Here is a 16,552-nt window from a genome sequence, read left to right as displayed (position 1 = left end):
AGAGCTTCGGATTATTCTTAATTTGTTACAGTTTATTCCTGCTTACCTGAACTTCCGCTAATCCATAAACCCTGGTGTATTTCCCCAAAAATATTGTAGTAGCCATAAAGTAAGAGGACGCCCCCGGCGTTCTCTTACTTTTCGATAATTAGGTCTTTGCGAAAGTTATGTTGATATACTTTTGTTCTCGAAAGAAAGAAAATAAGGCTCATTTTATCGGGGTGCAAATGTAACATAATTCCGCTAAACTTGTGATCGTGTATGTACTTGGAATTTCTGCAGAGCATTTTTGCGATTTTCTATTGATCCAGCAGGTATCAATTCCTGACAGTAGGCCGCCTTTTATATCGGTATTTAATGAATCCCCGATAATAACCGCTTCCCTTACATTAAAATCCTTAATATGACTCATCACATAATCGAAGAATCCTTTTGATGGCTTTTGTAATCCAATGCGTTGAGAATCAAATATGTCTTCGAAAAATTCATATAATCCTGCCTGCTTTAATCGCTTTATCTGAGTTTTTGTTATACCATTTGTGATAACAAACAGTCTATGCGATACAGATAAGTTCTGACAAACTTCCAAAGCTCCGTCTATTAGCTGATATCCATTACCCAAAAGGTCTCGATATTGATTTTCCCATTCCATACCATCCACAATTTTGCCCAATTTCAACATGGTTTCTGAAAACCTTGAGTTTAATACCTCATCTAATGCAATATTTCCATTTTCATAATCAGTCCACAGTTGTTTATTTACGGAATCATATAGTCGAAAAAGTTCATCTGAAAAAGTATATCCATTCTGGTTAAACAATTTGTTTAACGAATCAATTTCGTTAGCACCGAAATCTAATAATGTATCATCTAAATCAAATAGTAATATTTTATAACTCATTTTTCGCTCCCCACAAAATATAAATTATCTGTAGCTCATTAATCCTATTAATACGAAATTGACATCAATTATTGTCCTGAAAAATCCGCGCATGAAATAATTAGTATATATCTGACTTTATATGTCTTCATCATTATAGCAGGTTTTATCCTACGGCCGATATCTGCCGCTATTACGAATACCAGATTATTTTTCCATTTTCGGTGACCCAAACCACGAAAATTTGGAACTTTATTTATTCGCTAAAATCCCAGATAGTGAACTTGAAAAATATCATAAAGATTACCACAAAAAAATGAACTATTTGTGGTAAAGTTAATGGCTTTAAGTGTCCATTGTCTTAGGTGGGCCACTGGCTTTTCAAATCAGCTTGTGTCTGGCAAAACAAACTGGGTTGTAGAAGTATAAGATCGGTGATTGGGTAAGATACAAGGTAGAGCTTCAGTGACTCTACCACTGCGAAATATCTGGTGAACAAGTTAAACCTCAGGACGTCTTAATAGGACGGCCTGTGCTTTTCACTTTTATGTAATATTTTGATATCTTAGGAGAAAATCGAGGAATGATGCTGAAAGTGTAGTATGACAGCGAACTTGCCCCTTGCTAAGCTCAAGAAGGTTTGAAATAGCCGTCTTGATAAAGCCTAGCCAGTTGTCTAACTTCGAAAAGCCCGGTGCAGGAAATTCTCACGCCGGGTTCCGAGGATTGGGTTAGCGAAGATGGCCCTTGTACCTGGAGAGTCGGTGGGCTAACTGGTTTTACATATCTCAATACCAATAGCTAAATAGTTGGTAGTTTGCTAACCTATATCAATCAGGCGTAGGGTACGCATACGGAGGTTTAAGTTTTGGCGATTGAAAATTGGTGTCAAAGTGGTGATGAATATGCAAGAAACGATTGATAACATTTTAAAATCCAGACCAGAGCCACATTCTGGGGAAGAATTAGTACAATTTTTGAAGCAAATTTTTAATGCCATTGAAATTCCTGAACGTTTTGAGGATTTATCATTGAAGGATGCTGCTATAAAGGTCCTTGATCCAGGTTTTTCTCAACCTCTTCCAATGGATTTTGGTCAAAGGTTGAAAATAGTTCGAGATATCCCTTCTGAAAAATACGACTTACAATTTGTTGCATTACATTTAACTCAATTTAATATGAATATTCGTATCGAAGTAAAATCCGCCACTTTTGGCGCTTCCTTCGTAGGTGATGATGCAACGGGTGAAGTGAATCGTCGCTTTTTAAATAAATTGCGTGTTTGGTTGGGTATCTCTCAAGAAGATATTGATAATCATTCTGATCGCTTTATGAGTTATGTATATGCTTATAAGGAATTAAGCAAACAAAAAATTATGAACATAATGACGTGTTGAAATATTTCGCACAAGATTCACATTGCCCTTATATCTGTTCAGGCTATTAATTGGAAGTTTCCAAATCCCAATCTGAAACATATCCAGGAGGACTTATGGAACCAAGAAAACCAGTGATCGGCGGCAAGTACTGCCATTTCAAGAACAAAATGTACCAGCTGCTGGCGGTTGCCACCCACAGCGAAACTAAGGAAAAATATATCGTTTATCAGGCGCTTTATGACGATTTCAGGGTATATATCCGTCCTTACGACATGTTTTTGAGCGAAGTAGACCATGTGAAATACCCGGAGGTCATGCAAAAATATCGCTTTGAGCTGATGCAGGAGCCGGAGCGCTGATGATCAAATTCGCACTGGAAGAAAAATATTGCTGGGCAGAGCAGGTGGGATCAACGGATCAGCCGGTGCCGCTGGTGATTTTGCTGTCAGGTGACGACAGCGTGCAGCAGCTGTCGGAAATCCGAGAAATGCTGTTGCCCCGGATCGAAGCGGGGAAGTGCCGGCCGTTTCTAATTACGGGATTCGGACCCATCGACTGGAACCGGGACTTTACACCATGGTATCTAGAAGGCACGGGCGGCCGGATTTTTGCCGGGAAAGCCGACGAAACGCTGGACTTCATGAAAAATATCCTGCTGCCGGCGCTGCAGAACCTTATTTCCCTCAACGGGGAAGTGTATCCAGTGGGCTATTCTCTGGGTGGACTAACGGCTTTCTATGCCCACTGCAAGTTGGGCTTTACTGGTTGCGGCAGCTGTTCCGGGTCGCTATGGTTTCCTGGATGGCTGGAATTTTTGCAGAAGCACCAGCCATCCGGCAAAGTATACCTGAGTTTGGGCGGCAAAGAGGAAAAGACCAAAGATCCCTTAATGTGCGAAGTGGGCACAGCCACGCAGAAGTCCAAAGAGCTGATTGCAAAATCGGCCAAAGTGACCTATGTAAAAGAGCCCGGCGGGCATTTTCGGGAAATGCCCAAGAGAATCGGCAGGGCCATTTTATGGCTGCTAAAGTCGTAAAGATAAATAAATACTAATTTTCTTTCCGGAGAAATGCATCGCCTCCCGGTTTGCATCAGAACTATATCTCCCGGTTCGAATATTGACGTTATCCTTATTTATTATAGCAGTTACAATTAACTAACTTCTCAAATTCATATACTGGTTAGGCTAATAACTGGAAGTTCCAATAAGCCCTGGGTTAAAGCAAAAAAGTAGGATTAGTGGAAGTTAATGAAGTATGTATTTTGACTAGAAGATGAGAAATTTAAGACTATAAATTAAAGTAAAATAGACGAAATGTTTCGATATTTAACGTTATTTTGCCCATAATATTGTATATAATGGATATAGATGATTTTGTGAAGTCTTTTATCAGGACAATAATTTTCGGAGAACAGTAACGTTTTATATTTATGTGACTCTATAACAATTAAGATTGAACTTTGTTATGCCCTTGTTATTTATTATTCTGGGGGTGATAACACATGAGAAAATTAGAAAGGAATATTCATTTTAGGTATTTTGACAATCGGATTAGTCTCTTTGCTGGTAATAAAGGTAAACATCATGCGTAACTCGTCTGTCAGTCAGATTGTCAAGAATCACGGCACGGTATGCAGTATAAGGCTCAAGTGTTTTATAAGAATAAATCTCAAACTCAATATGAATCAGACGGTTGGATTCGTGAAAGTGCCGTAGGAAAACCGAATGGACCAGAGCTAATACCTAATTTCAAAGGGGCATATCATTTAAAAGTAATTTAAAAATATTAAGGATAAAAACGTTGCACTTAATCCAAGAGAATTGGTTAGGGGAGAAAGTAATATGCTTCATTATTTTTATATCATAATGGTATCCATTATAGTCATTTTTATAATGATTCGTGAAATTTATCATTTTAATAACGGGAGATATTACCCATACTTAACCTGGAACAAGGAAGATAGTACTAAGAAAAGAATATTCGATTTTGGATTGTTAATAGTGCTTTTAATCTCTTTGCAAAATTTATCGACTTATAGTAAACTGCCTCTTTTCCTTCTATGTTTGATGATAGCACTTCCTATTTGTGTAAATATATTAAATTTCTTATCATATGCAAAAGTTAAAGACTGTAAAATTATTAAACAAACAGTCATTTTAGATATGTCTATTATTGCTTATTTTTTAGTTCTGAAATTTATATTTCGATGCTTAATCCCCAATATATAAATAATTTTGAAGGGAGCAGAGTTCCCATTTATGGTCGTATCTAAATTCGCAGGTCAAATGGAAGAAATGTAGTTTAACAGACTTCGCAGGATTGTTCTTAAACCCATCAGTACAACCGTTAATCATGGTACTAAAACTTTTAATAGTTCAATATTGGTTATGCAGGAGGGCAGGGCTTTGAAAAAGAAGGTCGTAGTTGCCGTCATTATAATGATTGTTGTTTTAGGCTATGTTACATTTCAAGCTCATACCACACCAGACATGGCAATAAGAACATATCTACTTATATCGGGGCATCCATTTAGTGCTTTGACAACAGGTATTACAGAGAACCAATTTCAAACTGAATTAGATAGAAATAGCCTGGAATGTCAAAACGCAAAAATTTATTCGTTAACAAGACCGCCTCTCGATACATCAGGGAATCATTTAATCAATTGTAAGGTGATAAAAAGAGGGTCTCAATACTATGCGGAACCTTATGGTGAAGCATAATAAACCGTTCCCAGAGTAACGGTTATTACCATTATTCTTATTACTGCGATGACAGATGAAGGACGATATGTCTTGAAGGAGGTTAAACCTTGCTTGAGGATATAAGCAATCTGACGAAATTACTTAATAGAAAAGACATATTACCAGTAGGATATTTAAGAAGAAATTCTATCTATTATTCATTTGTTTCTTATATAAATCACACAATTGCTCTATTTATCGGCGAAGACTATGACGATGTTGCCCTATTCATTAAAAGGTCACATAGTGAGCTTATGAAGTTGAAGGTAAAGAATGAATGCAGTGAAGAATATTTTTCGCTATGCGAACAATATCTAAAGAAACTTTCGATTTATCTGTATAAAAACGAACTTTTATCAGACTTTGGGATTGAGATGTTACATAAGTGTTACAATATAATTTTATGGAATGATGACGTAATATTAGAGCCAATTAAGGGTTCACTAAAGCATTAATTTATACTATTTCTTTTTTTACTGCATTGCAATTGAAGTTTATTGGAGATGATTTAATGTTACTTTTTCGTCCTGTTGGCAAAGCAGAATTGGAATTAATAGAGAAAACAAATTTTACTGCTTTTCCACCCAGATTACCTGAACAACCAATATTTTATCCTGTTCTAAATAAAAAGTATGCCGAGGAAATTGCACAAAGATGGAATACGCGGGATATTAATTCTCAAAACAAAGGTTATGTTCTAAAATTTGAAGTTGAAGACACATATATTTCCCAATTTGAAGTACAAACCGTAGGCAATAGTTACCACCAAGAATTATGGATACCAGCAGAAGAATTGGAAAACTTCAATAGATTTATTATCGGAAAAATAGCGGTCATTAAAGCGTTTGAATAGCTTATCTGAACTATACTGATTTTGCTTTGGTACTAGATAACTTCAGGTTATTCTTAATTTGTTACAGTTTATTCCTGCTTACCTGAACTTCCGCTAATCCATAAACTGTATATTACTTTTGTATAAGATTTCTACTATAAATAGACCTCGCTTTGTTGATTTGAAACAAAGCGAGGTCATTGTGTCAACGGTTTGAGTTGGTCCGTTAATTGGGTCTTAAGCGTAGTTAAGTTTCCATACTTTTTGATTCGTCATATTGTACTAATACGTGTTGCTTTTCATAGCGAATTTGTTGAAAGATATTCAATAAAACTGCACTCAAGATCATTGCTATTCCCACAAATCCGTAGTTTGTCGGAACTTCACCAATAAAGATAAACACCCAAATTGGATTTAACACTGCCTCAAGCATAGCTAAGACCATTGAGTAGAGTGAGCTTGTGAGTTGCACACCCTTGGTATTTAAAATGTAAGAAAGAGCTACCTGTACGATGCCCAAATAGGTGACAGCCATCCATCCTTGCATACTGATAGCCAGGCTATTTCTATAGGGTAGTAACCATGGGAAAACAAGAATAAAAATAGTCAAATTACTAATACATACCAGTGAAACAGTGGGAATATCCTTAATTCTTGGAAGTATACCAAACATGGTCGCTAAGGAAATCCCGCTTATAACAGCCAATATATTACCTGCCAAACTATGTCCTTTACTAGGCTCCAGCAAAAATGCACCAATTCCTATAATGATTAATAACATTGGCATTACGTTTCCCACTCGAACCTTTATCTGTTTTCTCTTGACCCCATACAAAAACAAATATAAGGAACCCGTATATTGGAGCGCGACTGTATTTGCAGACGTCGTGAATTTTGTGGCCGTTACAAACGAAACCATCATCACTGTATAGGCTAAAATATACACTAAAGTCGGAGCTTTTAACTTAATTTGTTTAACTCTTAAGAAAGGCAGCAAGGTTAAGCCTGCTATTCCCGATCTTAATGCTACTATCGTCAGTGGTTCGGCTTGCACAAATTTTATAAAAAGACCACCAGTACTTAAGAGGATCGCAGATAAAAAAATATACAACATACCCTTATGCGAACTGTTCAACGTCATACTCCTTATAATTTTCTCAAATTGCCTGTGACTTCAAGCCCAAAGGCATCCCCACTTACGTGGCAATATATCCTGGACAAACAAAACGGCCACTCCCCGCAAGAAGCAATTTTTTGTATATCTCTCCTCCCTTAGCTCCTATGGGGTATAACTTATTAATTTGCGACATATACTTCGTTACTTTTTGGAGCAAATAATGACACATTAAGTCCCACCCATCCGATTGGTACGAATGGAACTATCCTTACTTATGGTATTCATTATAATCATTTCCTCAAAATCTTGCTACGCTAAAACTTTCCTTGCCTATCGTATTGCCGAGGTTTGAAATGTTATTTGCTTGAAGAAAATAGGCAGCAGCGAGGGATTGATGCCAAAGATAAAAGTAATAAATAAGAAGAGGCTTTCATGTGTTGATGCGAAAGCCTCCATTATTTTGTAGGGTGAAACGGAAAGTTTTTGTATTTTAGCTGTTCTGAAGAGAGAACGGAGAGAGTTTCAGTTGAACGGATAATAGATAAGGTAGGGAAACTAAGGGAATCCTAGGCTTAGTTCTTTTAAGTAATTGTCACATAACTTCCACCAAGAATTGGAAGTAACGATAAACCTAGGTTAAAGCATGAAAAGTGGATAATTGGAAGTCTGTTTCCAAGTCAACAGCATTAAATCCTTCACTTTAGGAGGGATTTTTCTTAACATTATTAAGAATTTTTTGAAGCATAATACTATCGATTTATTTAGATTCCACCGAATCTTTAGCATCCGTTGAATAATCAGCCATAGAAAAATATCGTGGTTGCTCAAAAATATAACTCTTTACAACCGCGCTACTCGGTGTTACTATATACTAGTAATGAGTGATACTTCATACCAGTCATACAGAATAGTGAGGGGTGATTGTGTGGAAAACCTAACGGAAATGCTCAAAGGTGTACTTGAGGGCTGCGTCCTTGAAATTATAAGCCACAAAGAAACTTACGGCTACGAAATCACGCGGCGGTTGAACGCCCTCGGCTTCACAGATGTTGTGGATGGAACGGTGTACACCATCCTGATCCGGCTTGAAAAAAGCAAGCTGGTAGAGATCAGCAAAAAGCCCTCAGATATGGGGCCTCCACGAAAGTTTTTCGTGCTCAACGACGCGGGGCGCGAGGAACTACGGAAGTTCTGGGAAAGATGGGAGTTCGTGTCATCGAAAATTAATGAGCTAAAGGAGAAAAAATAATGAATTTTTGGGAAAAAGTCACAGGCAGCGACATGACTAAAGAAATGAAAACTTTTGAATCGCGAGCCCAAAAGCTGCCGGCTGATTATCAAGCGGCATGGGAAAAGATTAATGCCAATCTTTGGCCGCACTCAGATTTCACTGGTCGCAACCTCATGCCAATTCTTGACGGTGTACTTGGCCTGCTCGAAGAAACTGCGGCGGACGGTCAGAGTGTCCAAGAGGTTTTGGGTGACGATATCAAAGGCTTCTGTTCAGCGCTGGCCGGCGAAGAAGGGGCAAAGTCTTTTCGCGACAAGTGGCGTGAGCAACTCAACAATAATATCGCTAAAAAATTAGGTAAATAGGAGGATAACATGAGAATACAAGATATTATCGAAGGCAAAAAAAAGTGGCGGGAGCACGTGGCGCGTGTCAAAGCGTTCCCGCAAGATTATCAGATTGTTTATAAAGAGATTCAAAAATATCTCTTTAAGGTCGGCCCTGTTGAGCCAACCGACGGGACGGGTTTGCTCTCGGGGATTATCGATCTTTTTGAAGAGGGCGCGGCCTTGGGGAAAGGCGTGCTCGAAGTGACGGGCAGTGACGTAGCGGCTTTCTGCGACGACTAATCAAAGATTCAAAAACTTACGCTGACATTTATCAAGAATCTGTTGACCAAGAAGTTAACAAGGCCATGAAAAAGGTTACGGATAAAACAAAGTAAAAGGGGGATATGGGGATGGAAAAAGCAATTGAAGTGAAAGGTCTGCGAAAGTCTTTCAAGGACACAGAAGTCCTAAAGGGCGTCGATTTTGAAGTGATGCGTAGTGAGATTTTCGCCCTACTCGGCTCCAACGGCGCGGGCAAGACGACGATTGTTAAAATCCTCACCACGCTTCTTAAACAGGACGGAGGCACCGCCGTCGTAAACGGCTTTGACGTCGCGTCAAAGCCCGACCATGTACGGCAGTCGATCAGCCTGACAGGGCAATTTGCCGCCGTGGACGAGATATTGACCGGGCGGGAAAATTTGATCATGATCGCCAAGCTGCGGCACCTCACCAATCCGCGTCAGGTCGCGGATGATTTACTGAACCGCTTCGGCCTGACCGACGCCGCCGATCGCAGAGTTTCCACCTATTCGGGCGGTATGCGCCGCAGGCTCGACATCGCCATGAGCCTGATTGGAAAACCGCAGCTCATTTTCCTCGACGAGCCGACCACCGGGCTTGACCCCGAAGGACGTATCGAAGTTTGGAAGACAGTCAAAGAACTTGCTGATAATGGCACGACGGTATTCCTGACCACGCAGTATCTGGATGAAGCTGAACAGCTTGCCGATCGAATTGCCATTCTGCATGAAGGCAGGATTATCGCGGGCGGCACGCTCGCGGAGCTGAAAAAACTGTTCCCGCCCGCTAAGGTGGAGTATGTTGAAAAACAACCGACATTGGAGGAGATATTCCTCGCCATCATCGGCAAAAAGGAGGAAAAGTAAATGGACGCGATCAAGAAACACTTTTTCAGCGATATAGGCGTTATGCTCGGACGTTCCATGCGTCATATTTCCCGCAGTATGGATACCATTATCACGGTCACCATCACTCCGATCGCAATGATGCTGCTGTTCGTCTATGTGTTGGGCGGCGCGATTCATACCGGCACGGATAATTATGTGAATTACCTGCTGCCCGGCATCCTGCTGATTGCGATTGCAAGCGGCATATCCTATACAGCTTACCGTCTGTTTATGGATCTGCAGCGTGGCATATTTGAACGGTTCCACTCCATGCCGATTGCGCGTTCGGCCGCGTTGTGGGGGCATGTGCTTACCTCACTGGTATCCAATGCGATTTCGGTTGTCGTAATCATTCTCGTAGCGCTCATAATGGGCTTCCGCTCTTCGGCAGGAGTATTGTCATGGCTTGCCGTGGCCGGTATACTCGCGCTGTTTACGCTGGCCTTGACATGGATCGCGGCGATTGCCGGATTGTCCGCAAAATCGGTGGACGGTGTAGGCGCCTTTTCCTACCCGCTTATCTTCCTTCCATTTATTAGTTCGGCGTTTGTGCCCACCGAATCGATGCCGCCAGTCGTTCGCGCTTTTGCCGAAAACCAGCCGGTTACTTCGATCGTGAACGCCATCCGCGCGCTCCTGTCGGGCAGCCTGTCGGCAATGATATTTGGGTTGCGATTGCCTGGTGCCTGGGAATTCTTGTTGCAGCGTATGTATTGGCAATGCAGGCTTACAAACGTAAAACAGCATGAGGCATTTATTCCATGAACTCTCAATTCATCTAACAACAGGCTTTTTGAATCTTTTAGTTGGTACTATAAAGGCACAGGTAAACGATCCGAATGTACGGGTTGGATACTTGTGCTTATTTACTTATAATGCTTATTCGAACCAACAAAAACTATTTATTGGAATTCCTGAAGATATTATTGAGAAATATGGAGTTTATAGCTTAGAATGCGCAAAGGCTATGGCTATGGCAATGACTGGTCAGAAGAATACCCAAGCTGATTTTAGCGTTGGGGTAACTGGAACTTTCTCTAATATTGACTTACATAATGAAGGTAGTGAACCGGGGGTTGTTTATTTCTCTATCGTATTTAAAACGGAGCAAGCAATGGCGGGAAAAATAAATGTACCGACAATGAAAAGGTTTGATCAAAAACAATTTGTGACTGAAACTGTGCTAAATATAGTGTTAGATGTTCTTGAATCTATATATAAGGCTCTATTAGAACCGCAATCCTATATAAAGTAGAGGAGCGGTTGTCACTGTGGTGAGACGGTTCTGGTGGTGCCGACGCTTATCGCTGACTCCGTAACTACTTCGATCTTCTGAGGTTATAGTCTCACCCTTGTCGTTCTTTGCTGTTTGAATAATCGAACCACCATGTGTGTATTTTGCCCTTTGCAGACTTGCACACATTCTGAGCATCCTCGAAGAGCATTCGGGAAACACCGAACCTTATGAAATTGCTTTCCCTCAAATGCCTTTGTTGGGCAGGCCTTTATACATTGCCGGCAGTTATCACATACATTATTTACATCATCCGATACAGACTGGTAAACAGTCGATTCTAAGTCAGCATTCGTAAAGACCGAAGCGAACAGAAGTTTTGAACCAATTGATGGTTTACCACCAATCCGTTTTTTCCCCAGTTTCCCAGACCGGCAGAGACCGCCGACAAGGACACCACAGACCGGAGTAGCCCCTTCAGGAACCCCCACCTTTTGACTTTACGGCAGGGATAATTTCCAGCCAATAATTATCCGGATCATTAATGAAGTAGATGCCCATTTCTTTATTCTCGTAGCAGATGCAGCCCATAGTCTTATGGTGTGTATAGGCGGCCTCAAAATCATTGACCTTAAAAGCCAGGTGGAATTCATTTTCTCCTAAGTTATAGGGTGTAGTTCTTTCCTTTAACCAAGTTAGTTCTAAGCTGTGGGGAGTGACCCCGTCGCCGAGATAAACAAGGATAAAGTCGCCATCCGGCTGCCGGTACCTTTTCACCTCTTTCAGACCTAGGGCTTCCTTGTAGAACTCCAGGCTCTTTTCCAGGTTGAGGACATTAAGGTTGTTATGGTCAAAGTGAAACTCCATGGTAGAATATTCCTCCTCTCCTAAGTGTTTTCTTCCAGAAGATTAATTTTCCAGTGTCAATAATTATTGTATAATCGTTAGGAGGTGATAACAATGGAGACGCCAACGATTCGAATTAAATATTTGTATCACAGTGGTTTTCTGGTGGAAACGGATCTGCATCTGCTGATATTTGATTATTATCAAGGTTCTGTTCAAGCAATAATTAAGGAAAGTCCCAAAAAGATTGTGGTCTTTTGTTCCCATAGCCACCCCGATCATTATAATCCGGCGATTCTGGAATGGCAAAAGGATCGTGTGGATATTCAGTATGTCTTTAGTCGGGAAAATATCATCTCCCAACCGGCCAAAAACATCGGTTATCTGTCGCCCTATGAGGAACTGGAACTGGGTGACCTAAGAGTTAAGGCCTTTAATTCTACGGATATCGGCGTTTCCTTTCTGGTCCAAGTGGATGGGATGCGCATATTTCATGCCGGAGATCTGAATTGGTGGTATTGGATTGATACTCCGGAGGAGATGGCTAAAGCTGAACAAGATTTTAAGGCTGAGGTCCAACACCTGAAGGGAGAGATCATAGATATTGCCTTCTTCCCCGTGGACCCGAGGCTGGAGGAAAACTACGGTGCAGGGGGTGAGTACTTCATCCGGGAGCTTAAACCGAAGATCTTTATTCCCATGCACTTCGGGGACAGTCCTGAAATCACAGGGAAATTAAGGAAAAAAATGCAAGGATCACCAACTATGATTGCTGAACTAACCCATATGGGGCAGGAGTTAGTAATTTAATATCAATAAAAGGAGGAGAGAGTTCTTTTATTTGGATTGCTGTACCTTATAAGATGAATTGGAGATATGGAGAAAGAGGTTATAGATACTTGTATCTTGATGCAGGACATGTTTGCCAAAACTTATACATAAGTACCGAGTCAATTAATACAAATGCAACTGACGCAGTCGGACGCCGTATAGTTGGTCGGAAGCAAGGGTCAATTGTCAATATTATCGGCTTAGGCGGAAAAGTTGCATCTTCCTTGCATTTATCTGGTGGAGCTGCTAATTCTGCTCTAATGCTTGTCACGGTTGGACTAGCTCAAGCATATGGGCGTGAAGGACGTTAGGCAACACTAAATTGATTTCATAGAGTAGGTGGTCATAGTAATGGATGGAAATAATCGAGCAAATATCACGCGTGGTACACACGTTTTAATAGTTCAAAAACAAGATCAGAGAGCGGAAAAATTAACTGAAGGTGTTGTTAAAGACATTCTAACTAATTCGCCTGCTCATCCTCACGGAATAAAAGTTCGCCTTGAGAGTGGAATAGTGGGTCGAGTAAAGCGCATTCTCCCTTAAACGTTAACTGATTTGCCGCATTTATTTTGTAGGGAAAGGTAGAGCCGATCCAGGTTGGCTAATTCTAACCACTCAATGATAGATATTCACCCAGCGCCACGCTAAGCTCAAGAAGAAATAGACGCCCTGATAAACTCTAAGCTGGTGGCCGTTTTCAAGCACCTGAATTTTATAAAAAGCATGGATAGAAGGAAGTGTTTGCATTACAAGGGCCGAATGGAGTGCTTTCACGTTCGGTTCTATGAGAAACTCAGGGTGAAATTCCCTGGGTTTACTCGACTAATAGGAAACTGCAGGCCGAGTTTGATTACAGACCATCAAATATACGGAAGGAGTGGGTTCCTGTCAAGTCGAAGATACCGGAATGGAAGGTTTACTTTGACGGCAACTTTTGGGGACATCATGGCCGTGAAAGAGCCGACAAGGAAATTTCTCTCGATAAGCAGTTTGTCTGGGAAGAAGAAGTCTGGTATATCCCAGCGATTTACACCTGCAGTAAAGGTTTAGTCGTGGACTTTTGCCTACAGGTTCCAGCTGAGCGCATTCGTTTCTTTATTGGCAAGTGGAATCTCTCTATTGAGAATGACGGAAGCAACTTGACCGATGAACAGTTGATGCAGATAGACGCAGAAAATCCGCTGGCCATCAATATAAATCGGAAGGTTGTATTGAACGGAGCTGTCCTTTCAGGCACTCATGGCTGCGGATTGTCGTGGAATCCCTGCTTCCCAGAGGGCAACGGCCCCGAGGCCAAGAACGTGATACAACATTATGGCCTTGATCCTGCCTATGGTTGGGCAATCTGGCGCGCTGCTTTTCCTTGGACGAAAAAACGCAAACCGAAGATCACGACGCTGAGCATAACACTGATGCAGAGGCCTGCCGCCATATCGGGACCGCACTTCCATGTATCAGCGCCCGGTGAGCGCATCGAGTTTATACACCCGACCACCGGCACACAGCATACGCTGATCGTGCAGGAATATGAGCAGCGCGAAATATCCCGTGAGCATTTTAACAGCCAAAATCAAGAGTCCCCGACACACTATACTGTGATGAGGTATGCGCTCTCGCAAGATCTGCCTGATGGTACATTCACCGTCACTGATTGCGTTCATTCCGACCAACCTCGGCAGAATCGCACCAATCCCAATGAGTCACAGGCATTCATCGGCATTTGCGTCAGTATTTTTGGCGGTCGCGAACAAGGCAAGCTCCATGTAGCCTGCTCCGCACTTCACTTTGAACCAGTGAACGATGTAGAATGGCGCATGGTGTTTTATGAAAAAAGCCGCGAAGATGTTACGGTGGAGATGATACAAGCCTGATCTAAGAGATTATAGCAATATGGACTATTGGAATACTTTGAATGTATTCTACATTATTCACACTGGTTAGGCTAATAACTGGAAATAACATTAAATCTAGGTAAAGCATGAAAAGTAGGATTATGGGAAGCGTTAATTTAAGGAGTGCGTATTAAGTATGGATATTCAGCTTGCTGAAAAGAAACATGAACAGGCCATTTTTGAATGTGTATGTACGGCTTATAGCGTGTACATTCAAAGAATGTGTAAAAAGCCTGCTCCCATGCTTTCGGATTATTCTAAACTTATTGAGGAGAATGTTGTTTATATAGCAACAGATTCGGAAGAATTTATGGGCATTATTGTCTTTTTCCCAAAGGGGAATTCCCTATTTATCGAAAATGTAGCAGTTCACCCAGGTTTCCAAGGAAGGGGAACTGGACGTAAATTAATTGAGTTTGCTTTTAATTTTGCTAAAAAAGCAGGTTTGCAAGAAGTCAATCTTTATACTAACGAGTTAATGACTGAAAATATTAAGTACTATCATAGGCTAGGGTTTGTCGAAGCGGGACGCCGATTAGAAGACGGTTACAGACGGGTGTATTTTGTAAAACCTTTATAACCTAAAATAGTCTTAAGGGCATGGAGTTAAAGTGGGAGATAGCTAGAGAAACTTATTGACTGCTTGGTTAGACGTTTATGTAGTAAGAGCTAATTCGCATTTTTCCTACAATGTACTAGATAGTGGAGATAGAACACGATATTTGCAAGTAGGATATGGTATCTTTGGTTTATAATGATAAATGTGTTAAAAGGTAATGTTTCGCAAATTTCACAAGTGAACAGTCCGTTGAGCCAAGAGGGGTTGAGTATTTGCAAATAAATGCAGTCGCAAACTAATAAGCCTTTTTACTACTTTCTACATAAATTTTACGGCAAACAAAAGCAAGCGTGTCCGATTTGTGAACAAGATTGGAAATTACAAGTTCCTCTTCACAAACTATATTCATACAAGTGCGATACGTGTTTGTTACTATCAGACGAGGGTAGTCGTTAATAGACAAAGATTTAGCCGGAAGATTAAATGAACCTAATCCGTTGAAATAATATCTCGCTAAAGACCCATTTACCGAACCTCGCAAAATCCATATTACTGGTTAGACTAATAACCTGGGCTTATGAATAAAAGTAGAAAAATGTGACTTATGATTAAGTCGGAATTTTTTGGAGGATATATGAGAACAGATGAATTTTTCATGAAGAAAGCAATAGAATTGGCTGTATCAGCGGTAGAACATGGCAACGAACCATTTGGGGCGGTTCTTGTGAAAGATGACAAAATAGTTTATACAAATGAAAATCAGATATATACTGCAACTGACCCGACATTTCATGCCGAATCTGGATTAATTAGGAATTTTTGCAATGAAACACAAATTGTGGATTTGCATGAATATACGTTGTATTCAAGCTGTGAGCCATGTTTTATGTGCTGTGGTGCAATGGTTTGGACAAAGCTTGGCAGACTGGTTTATGGAGCCAGTGATATTGATTTGTGTAACATATTGGGGGAAAATGGCAGCCGTTGCTGCCAAATTGTATTTGGAAACTCGTCATTTAAGCCAGAGGTGACAGCGGGAATATTGCGGGATGAAAGTCTTCAAGTATTGGCAAGCTATTTTTCTCTTAATATAAAAGGTTAAATCCTAAATTTGTAGAGATAAAAAAGGATATTATTTTAAGACCTAATTATGTGATACCTGGGGACTAAGTAAAATGTTAAAAGATTTTGTCCTAGAACCTCCAATATGTACAACGATGGTCGGTAGCTTGGCTGAGGTATAGATGGCTAATGAGAGGAGGGTACAAGGATGCCAAATAAAGCACGGTTACATGTACGTGAATCAAGCATCGAAGTTAGGCTAACCCACAGTCTTTTCGGTGCTTTCCTGAGCCTAACATCGGTAATCGCCGCCTTAGCAGCAATTACAGTTTTATACCCGCACGGCGTCCTGGTTTCTATATGGTCATTCAAGGAGGGGGAAGTATCAGCAGTTACTTAGTATTCGACTTTTAGCCGGAGG

At 40.7% G+C, this 16,552-nt stretch carries 21 protein-coding genes and 2 pseudogenes; 19 read left to right on the top strand and 4 right to left on the bottom strand.

Features of this window, described 5'->3' with window-relative positions:
* Positions 1 to 208: 208 nt before the first annotated feature.
* Positions 209 to 901: a YjjG family noncanonical pyrimidine nucleotidase gene (locus VZF35_RS00590; protein ID WP_407310017.1), complete on the bottom strand. Its 693-nt coding sequence runs from the start codon at positions 899 to 901 to the stop codon at positions 209 to 211.
* Between the two features lie 884 nt (positions 902 to 1,785).
* Here VZF35_RS00590 and VZF35_RS00585 point away from each other — a divergent pair.
* From VZF35_RS00585 to VZF35_RS00560, 6 genes are all read left to right on the top strand, one after another.
* The gene (locus VZF35_RS00585; protein WP_407310015.1) at positions 1,786 to 2,277 is read left to right on the top strand and encodes a hypothetical protein; all 492 of its coding nucleotides are present in this window, start codon (positions 1,786 to 1,788) and stop codon (positions 2,275 to 2,277) included.
* Positions 2,278 to 2,372: 95 nt separating this feature from the next.
* A complete protein-coding gene (locus VZF35_RS00580) occupies positions 2,373 to 2,618 on the top strand; it encodes a DUF1653 domain-containing protein (protein WP_407310013.1) in 246 nt (81 codons plus the stop codon).
* Positions 2,618 to 3,295 carry an alpha/beta hydrolase-fold protein gene (locus VZF35_RS00575; RefSeq protein WP_407310011.1) on the top strand — a complete coding sequence of 226 codons (678 nt, stop codon included), beginning with the start codon at positions 2,618 to 2,620 and terminating at the stop codon, positions 3,293 to 3,295. The genes VZF35_RS00580 and VZF35_RS00575 overlap by 1 nt, the downstream gene beginning before the upstream one ends.
* A 1,371-nt stretch (positions 3,296 to 4,666) precedes the next feature.
* Positions 4,667 to 4,984: a hypothetical protein gene (locus VZF35_RS00570; RefSeq protein ID WP_407310009.1), complete on the top strand. Its 318-nt coding sequence runs from the start codon at positions 4,667 to 4,669 to the stop codon at positions 4,982 to 4,984.
* An 89-nt stretch (positions 4,985 to 5,073) separates the two neighbouring features.
* Positions 5,074 to 5,460, top strand: coding sequence for a hypothetical protein (locus tag VZF35_RS00565; RefSeq protein ID WP_407310007.1), 387 nt, complete (start codon positions 5,074 to 5,076; stop codon positions 5,458 to 5,460).
* A 56-nt stretch (positions 5,461 to 5,516) separates the two neighbouring features.
* A complete protein-coding gene (locus VZF35_RS00560; protein ID WP_407310005.1) occupies positions 5,517 to 5,858 on the top strand; it encodes an ADP-ribosylation/crystallin J1 in 342 nt (113 codons plus the stop codon).
* Between the two features lie 226 nt (positions 5,859 to 6,084).
* Here VZF35_RS00560 and VZF35_RS00555 read toward each other — a convergent pair whose 3' ends face one another.
* The gene (locus VZF35_RS00555) at positions 6,085 to 6,972 is read right to left on the bottom strand and encodes a DMT family transporter (protein ID WP_407310002.1); all 888 of its coding nucleotides are present in this window, start codon (positions 6,970 to 6,972) and stop codon (positions 6,085 to 6,087) included.
* Positions 6,973 to 7,879: 907 nt separating this feature from the next.
* Between VZF35_RS00555 and VZF35_RS00550 the strand changes: the two genes are divergently transcribed.
* The 6 genes and pseudogenes from VZF35_RS00550 to VZF35_RS00525 all read left to right on the top strand — a co-directional run bounded on the left by VZF35_RS00550 (position 7,880) and on the right by VZF35_RS00525 (position 10,959).
* The gene (locus tag VZF35_RS00550) at positions 7,880 to 8,203 is read left to right on the top strand and encodes a PadR family transcriptional regulator (protein WP_407310000.1); all 324 of its coding nucleotides are present in this window, start codon (positions 7,880 to 7,882) and stop codon (positions 8,201 to 8,203) included.
* A complete protein-coding gene (locus VZF35_RS00545) occupies positions 8,203 to 8,550 on the top strand; it encodes a DUF1048 domain-containing protein (protein ID WP_407309998.1) in 348 nt (115 codons plus the stop codon). Before VZF35_RS00550 ends, VZF35_RS00545 begins: the two co-directional genes overlap by 1 nt.
* Positions 8,551 to 8,559: 9 nt before the next feature.
* Positions 8,560 to 8,941: pseudogene (locus VZF35_RS00540) on the top strand (DUF1048 domain-containing protein).
* Complete coding sequence (locus VZF35_RS00535) at positions 8,925 to 9,683, top strand: ABC transporter ATP-binding protein (RefSeq protein WP_407309996.1); 759 nt, start codon at positions 8,925 to 8,927, stop codon at positions 9,681 to 9,683. The pseudogene VZF35_RS00540 and the gene VZF35_RS00535 overlap by 17 nt, the downstream one beginning before the upstream one ends.
* Positions 9,684 to 10,453: pseudogene (locus VZF35_RS00530) on the top strand (ABC transporter permease).
* A gap of 44 nt (positions 10,454 to 10,497) precedes the next feature.
* The gene (locus tag VZF35_RS00525) at positions 10,498 to 10,959 is read left to right on the top strand and encodes a CinA family protein (protein ID WP_407309994.1); all 462 of its coding nucleotides are present in this window, start codon (positions 10,498 to 10,500) and stop codon (positions 10,957 to 10,959) included.
* Between the two features lie 83 nt (positions 10,960 to 11,042).
* On the opposite strand, the gene VZF35_RS00520 is transcribed toward VZF35_RS00525, so the two are convergent.
* Both VZF35_RS00520 and VZF35_RS00515 read right to left on the bottom strand, forming a co-directional pair.
* Positions 11,043 to 11,429: a hypothetical protein gene (locus tag VZF35_RS00520; protein WP_407309992.1), complete on the bottom strand. Its 387-nt coding sequence runs from the start codon at positions 11,427 to 11,429 to the stop codon at positions 11,043 to 11,045.
* A complete protein-coding gene (locus VZF35_RS00515) occupies positions 11,416 to 11,805 on the bottom strand; it encodes a VOC family protein (protein WP_407309990.1) in 390 nt (129 codons plus the stop codon). The genes VZF35_RS00520 and VZF35_RS00515 overlap by 14 nt, the downstream gene beginning before the upstream one ends.
* Before the next feature lie 93 nt (positions 11,806 to 11,898).
* Here VZF35_RS00515 and VZF35_RS00510 point away from each other — a divergent pair, with 93 nt between their 5' ends.
* The 7 genes from VZF35_RS00510 (at position 11,899) to VZF35_RS00480 (ending at position 16,171) form a co-directional block, all read left to right on the top strand.
* Positions 11,899 to 12,594, top strand: coding sequence for an MBL fold metallo-hydrolase (locus tag VZF35_RS00510; protein WP_407309988.1), 696 nt, complete (start codon positions 11,899 to 11,901; stop codon positions 12,592 to 12,594).
* Between the two features lie 53 nt (positions 12,595 to 12,647).
* Entirely contained in the window at positions 12,648 to 12,926 is a 279-nt protein-coding gene (locus VZF35_RS00505; RefSeq protein ID WP_407309986.1) for a hypothetical protein, read from the top strand.
* A 40-nt stretch (positions 12,927 to 12,966) separates the two neighbouring features.
* On the top strand, positions 12,967 to 13,161 hold the full coding sequence (locus VZF35_RS00500) for a YwbE family protein (RefSeq protein WP_407309984.1): 195 nt from the start codon (positions 12,967 to 12,969) through the stop codon (positions 13,159 to 13,161).
* A 596-nt stretch (positions 13,162 to 13,757) separates the two neighbouring features.
* Entirely contained in the window at positions 13,758 to 14,489 is a 732-nt protein-coding gene (locus VZF35_RS00495) for a hypothetical protein (RefSeq protein WP_407309982.1), read from the top strand.
* Positions 14,490 to 14,646: 157 nt separating this feature from the next.
* Entirely contained in the window at positions 14,647 to 15,090 is a 444-nt protein-coding gene (locus VZF35_RS00490) for a GNAT family N-acetyltransferase (RefSeq protein WP_407309980.1), read from the top strand.
* 261 nt (positions 15,091 to 15,351) lie between these two features.
* Entirely contained in the window at positions 15,352 to 15,525 is a 174-nt protein-coding gene (locus VZF35_RS00485) for a DUF2310 family Zn-ribbon-containing protein (RefSeq protein ID WP_407309978.1), read from the top strand.
* Between the two features lie 178 nt (positions 15,526 to 15,703).
* A complete protein-coding gene (locus tag VZF35_RS00480) occupies positions 15,704 to 16,171 on the top strand; it encodes a nucleoside deaminase (protein ID WP_407309976.1) in 468 nt (155 codons plus the stop codon).
* The last annotated feature ends 381 nt before the right edge of the window (positions 16,172 to 16,552 follow it).

Source organism: Desulfosporosinus paludis (assembly GCF_045689965.1).
In the GTDB taxonomy this organism is placed as follows: Bacteria; Bacillota; Desulfitobacteriia; order Desulfitobacteriales; family Desulfitobacteriaceae; genus Desulfosporosinus; species Desulfosporosinus paludis.
Note: the sequence above shows the minus strand (reverse complement) of the source record. Positions and strands in the feature narration are given on the sequence as shown.

Bases quoted from the DNA above. Each gene is read 5' to 3' on its own strand.
- VZF35_RS00590 (WP_407310017.1), bottom strand. From the start codon at position 901: ATGAGTTATAAAATATTACTATTTGATTTAGATGATACATTATTAGAT.
- VZF35_RS00585 (WP_407310015.1), top strand. From the start codon at position 1,786: ATGCAAGAAACGATTGATAACATTTTAAAATCCAGACCAGAGCCACAT.
- VZF35_RS00580 (WP_407310013.1), top strand. From the start codon at position 2,373: ATGGAACCAAGAAAACCAGTGATCGGCGGCAAGTACTGCCATTTCAAG.
- VZF35_RS00575 (WP_407310011.1), top strand. From the start codon at position 2,618: ATGATCAAATTCGCACTGGAAGAAAAATATTGCTGGGCAGAGCAGGTG.
- VZF35_RS00560 (WP_407310005.1), top strand. From the start codon at position 5,517: ATGTTACTTTTTCGTCCTGTTGGCAAAGCAGAATTGGAATTAATAGAG.
- VZF35_RS00545 (WP_407309998.1), top strand. From the start codon at position 8,203: ATGAATTTTTGGGAAAAAGTCACAGGCAGCGACATGACTAAAGAAATG.
- VZF35_RS00535 (WP_407309996.1), top strand. From the start codon at position 8,925: ATGGAAAAAGCAATTGAAGTGAAAGGTCTGCGAAAGTCTTTCAAGGAC.
- VZF35_RS00515 (WP_407309990.1), bottom strand. From the start codon at position 11,805: ATGGAGTTTCACTTTGACCATAACAACCTTAATGTCCTCAACCTGGAA.
- VZF35_RS00510 (WP_407309988.1), top strand. From the start codon at position 11,899: ATGGAGACGCCAACGATTCGAATTAAATATTTGTATCACAGTGGTTTT.
- VZF35_RS00505 (WP_407309986.1), top strand. From the start codon at position 12,648: ATGAATTGGAGATATGGAGAAAGAGGTTATAGATACTTGTATCTTGAT.
- VZF35_RS00500 (WP_407309984.1), top strand. From the start codon at position 12,967: ATGGATGGAAATAATCGAGCAAATATCACGCGTGGTACACACGTTTTA.
- VZF35_RS00490 (WP_407309980.1), top strand. From the start codon at position 14,647: ATGGATATTCAGCTTGCTGAAAAGAAACATGAACAGGCCATTTTTGAA.
- VZF35_RS00485 (WP_407309978.1), top strand. From the start codon at position 15,352: ATGCAGTCGCAAACTAATAAGCCTTTTTACTACTTTCTACATAAATTT.
- VZF35_RS00480 (WP_407309976.1), top strand. From the start codon at position 15,704: ATGAGAACAGATGAATTTTTCATGAAGAAAGCAATAGAATTGGCTGTA.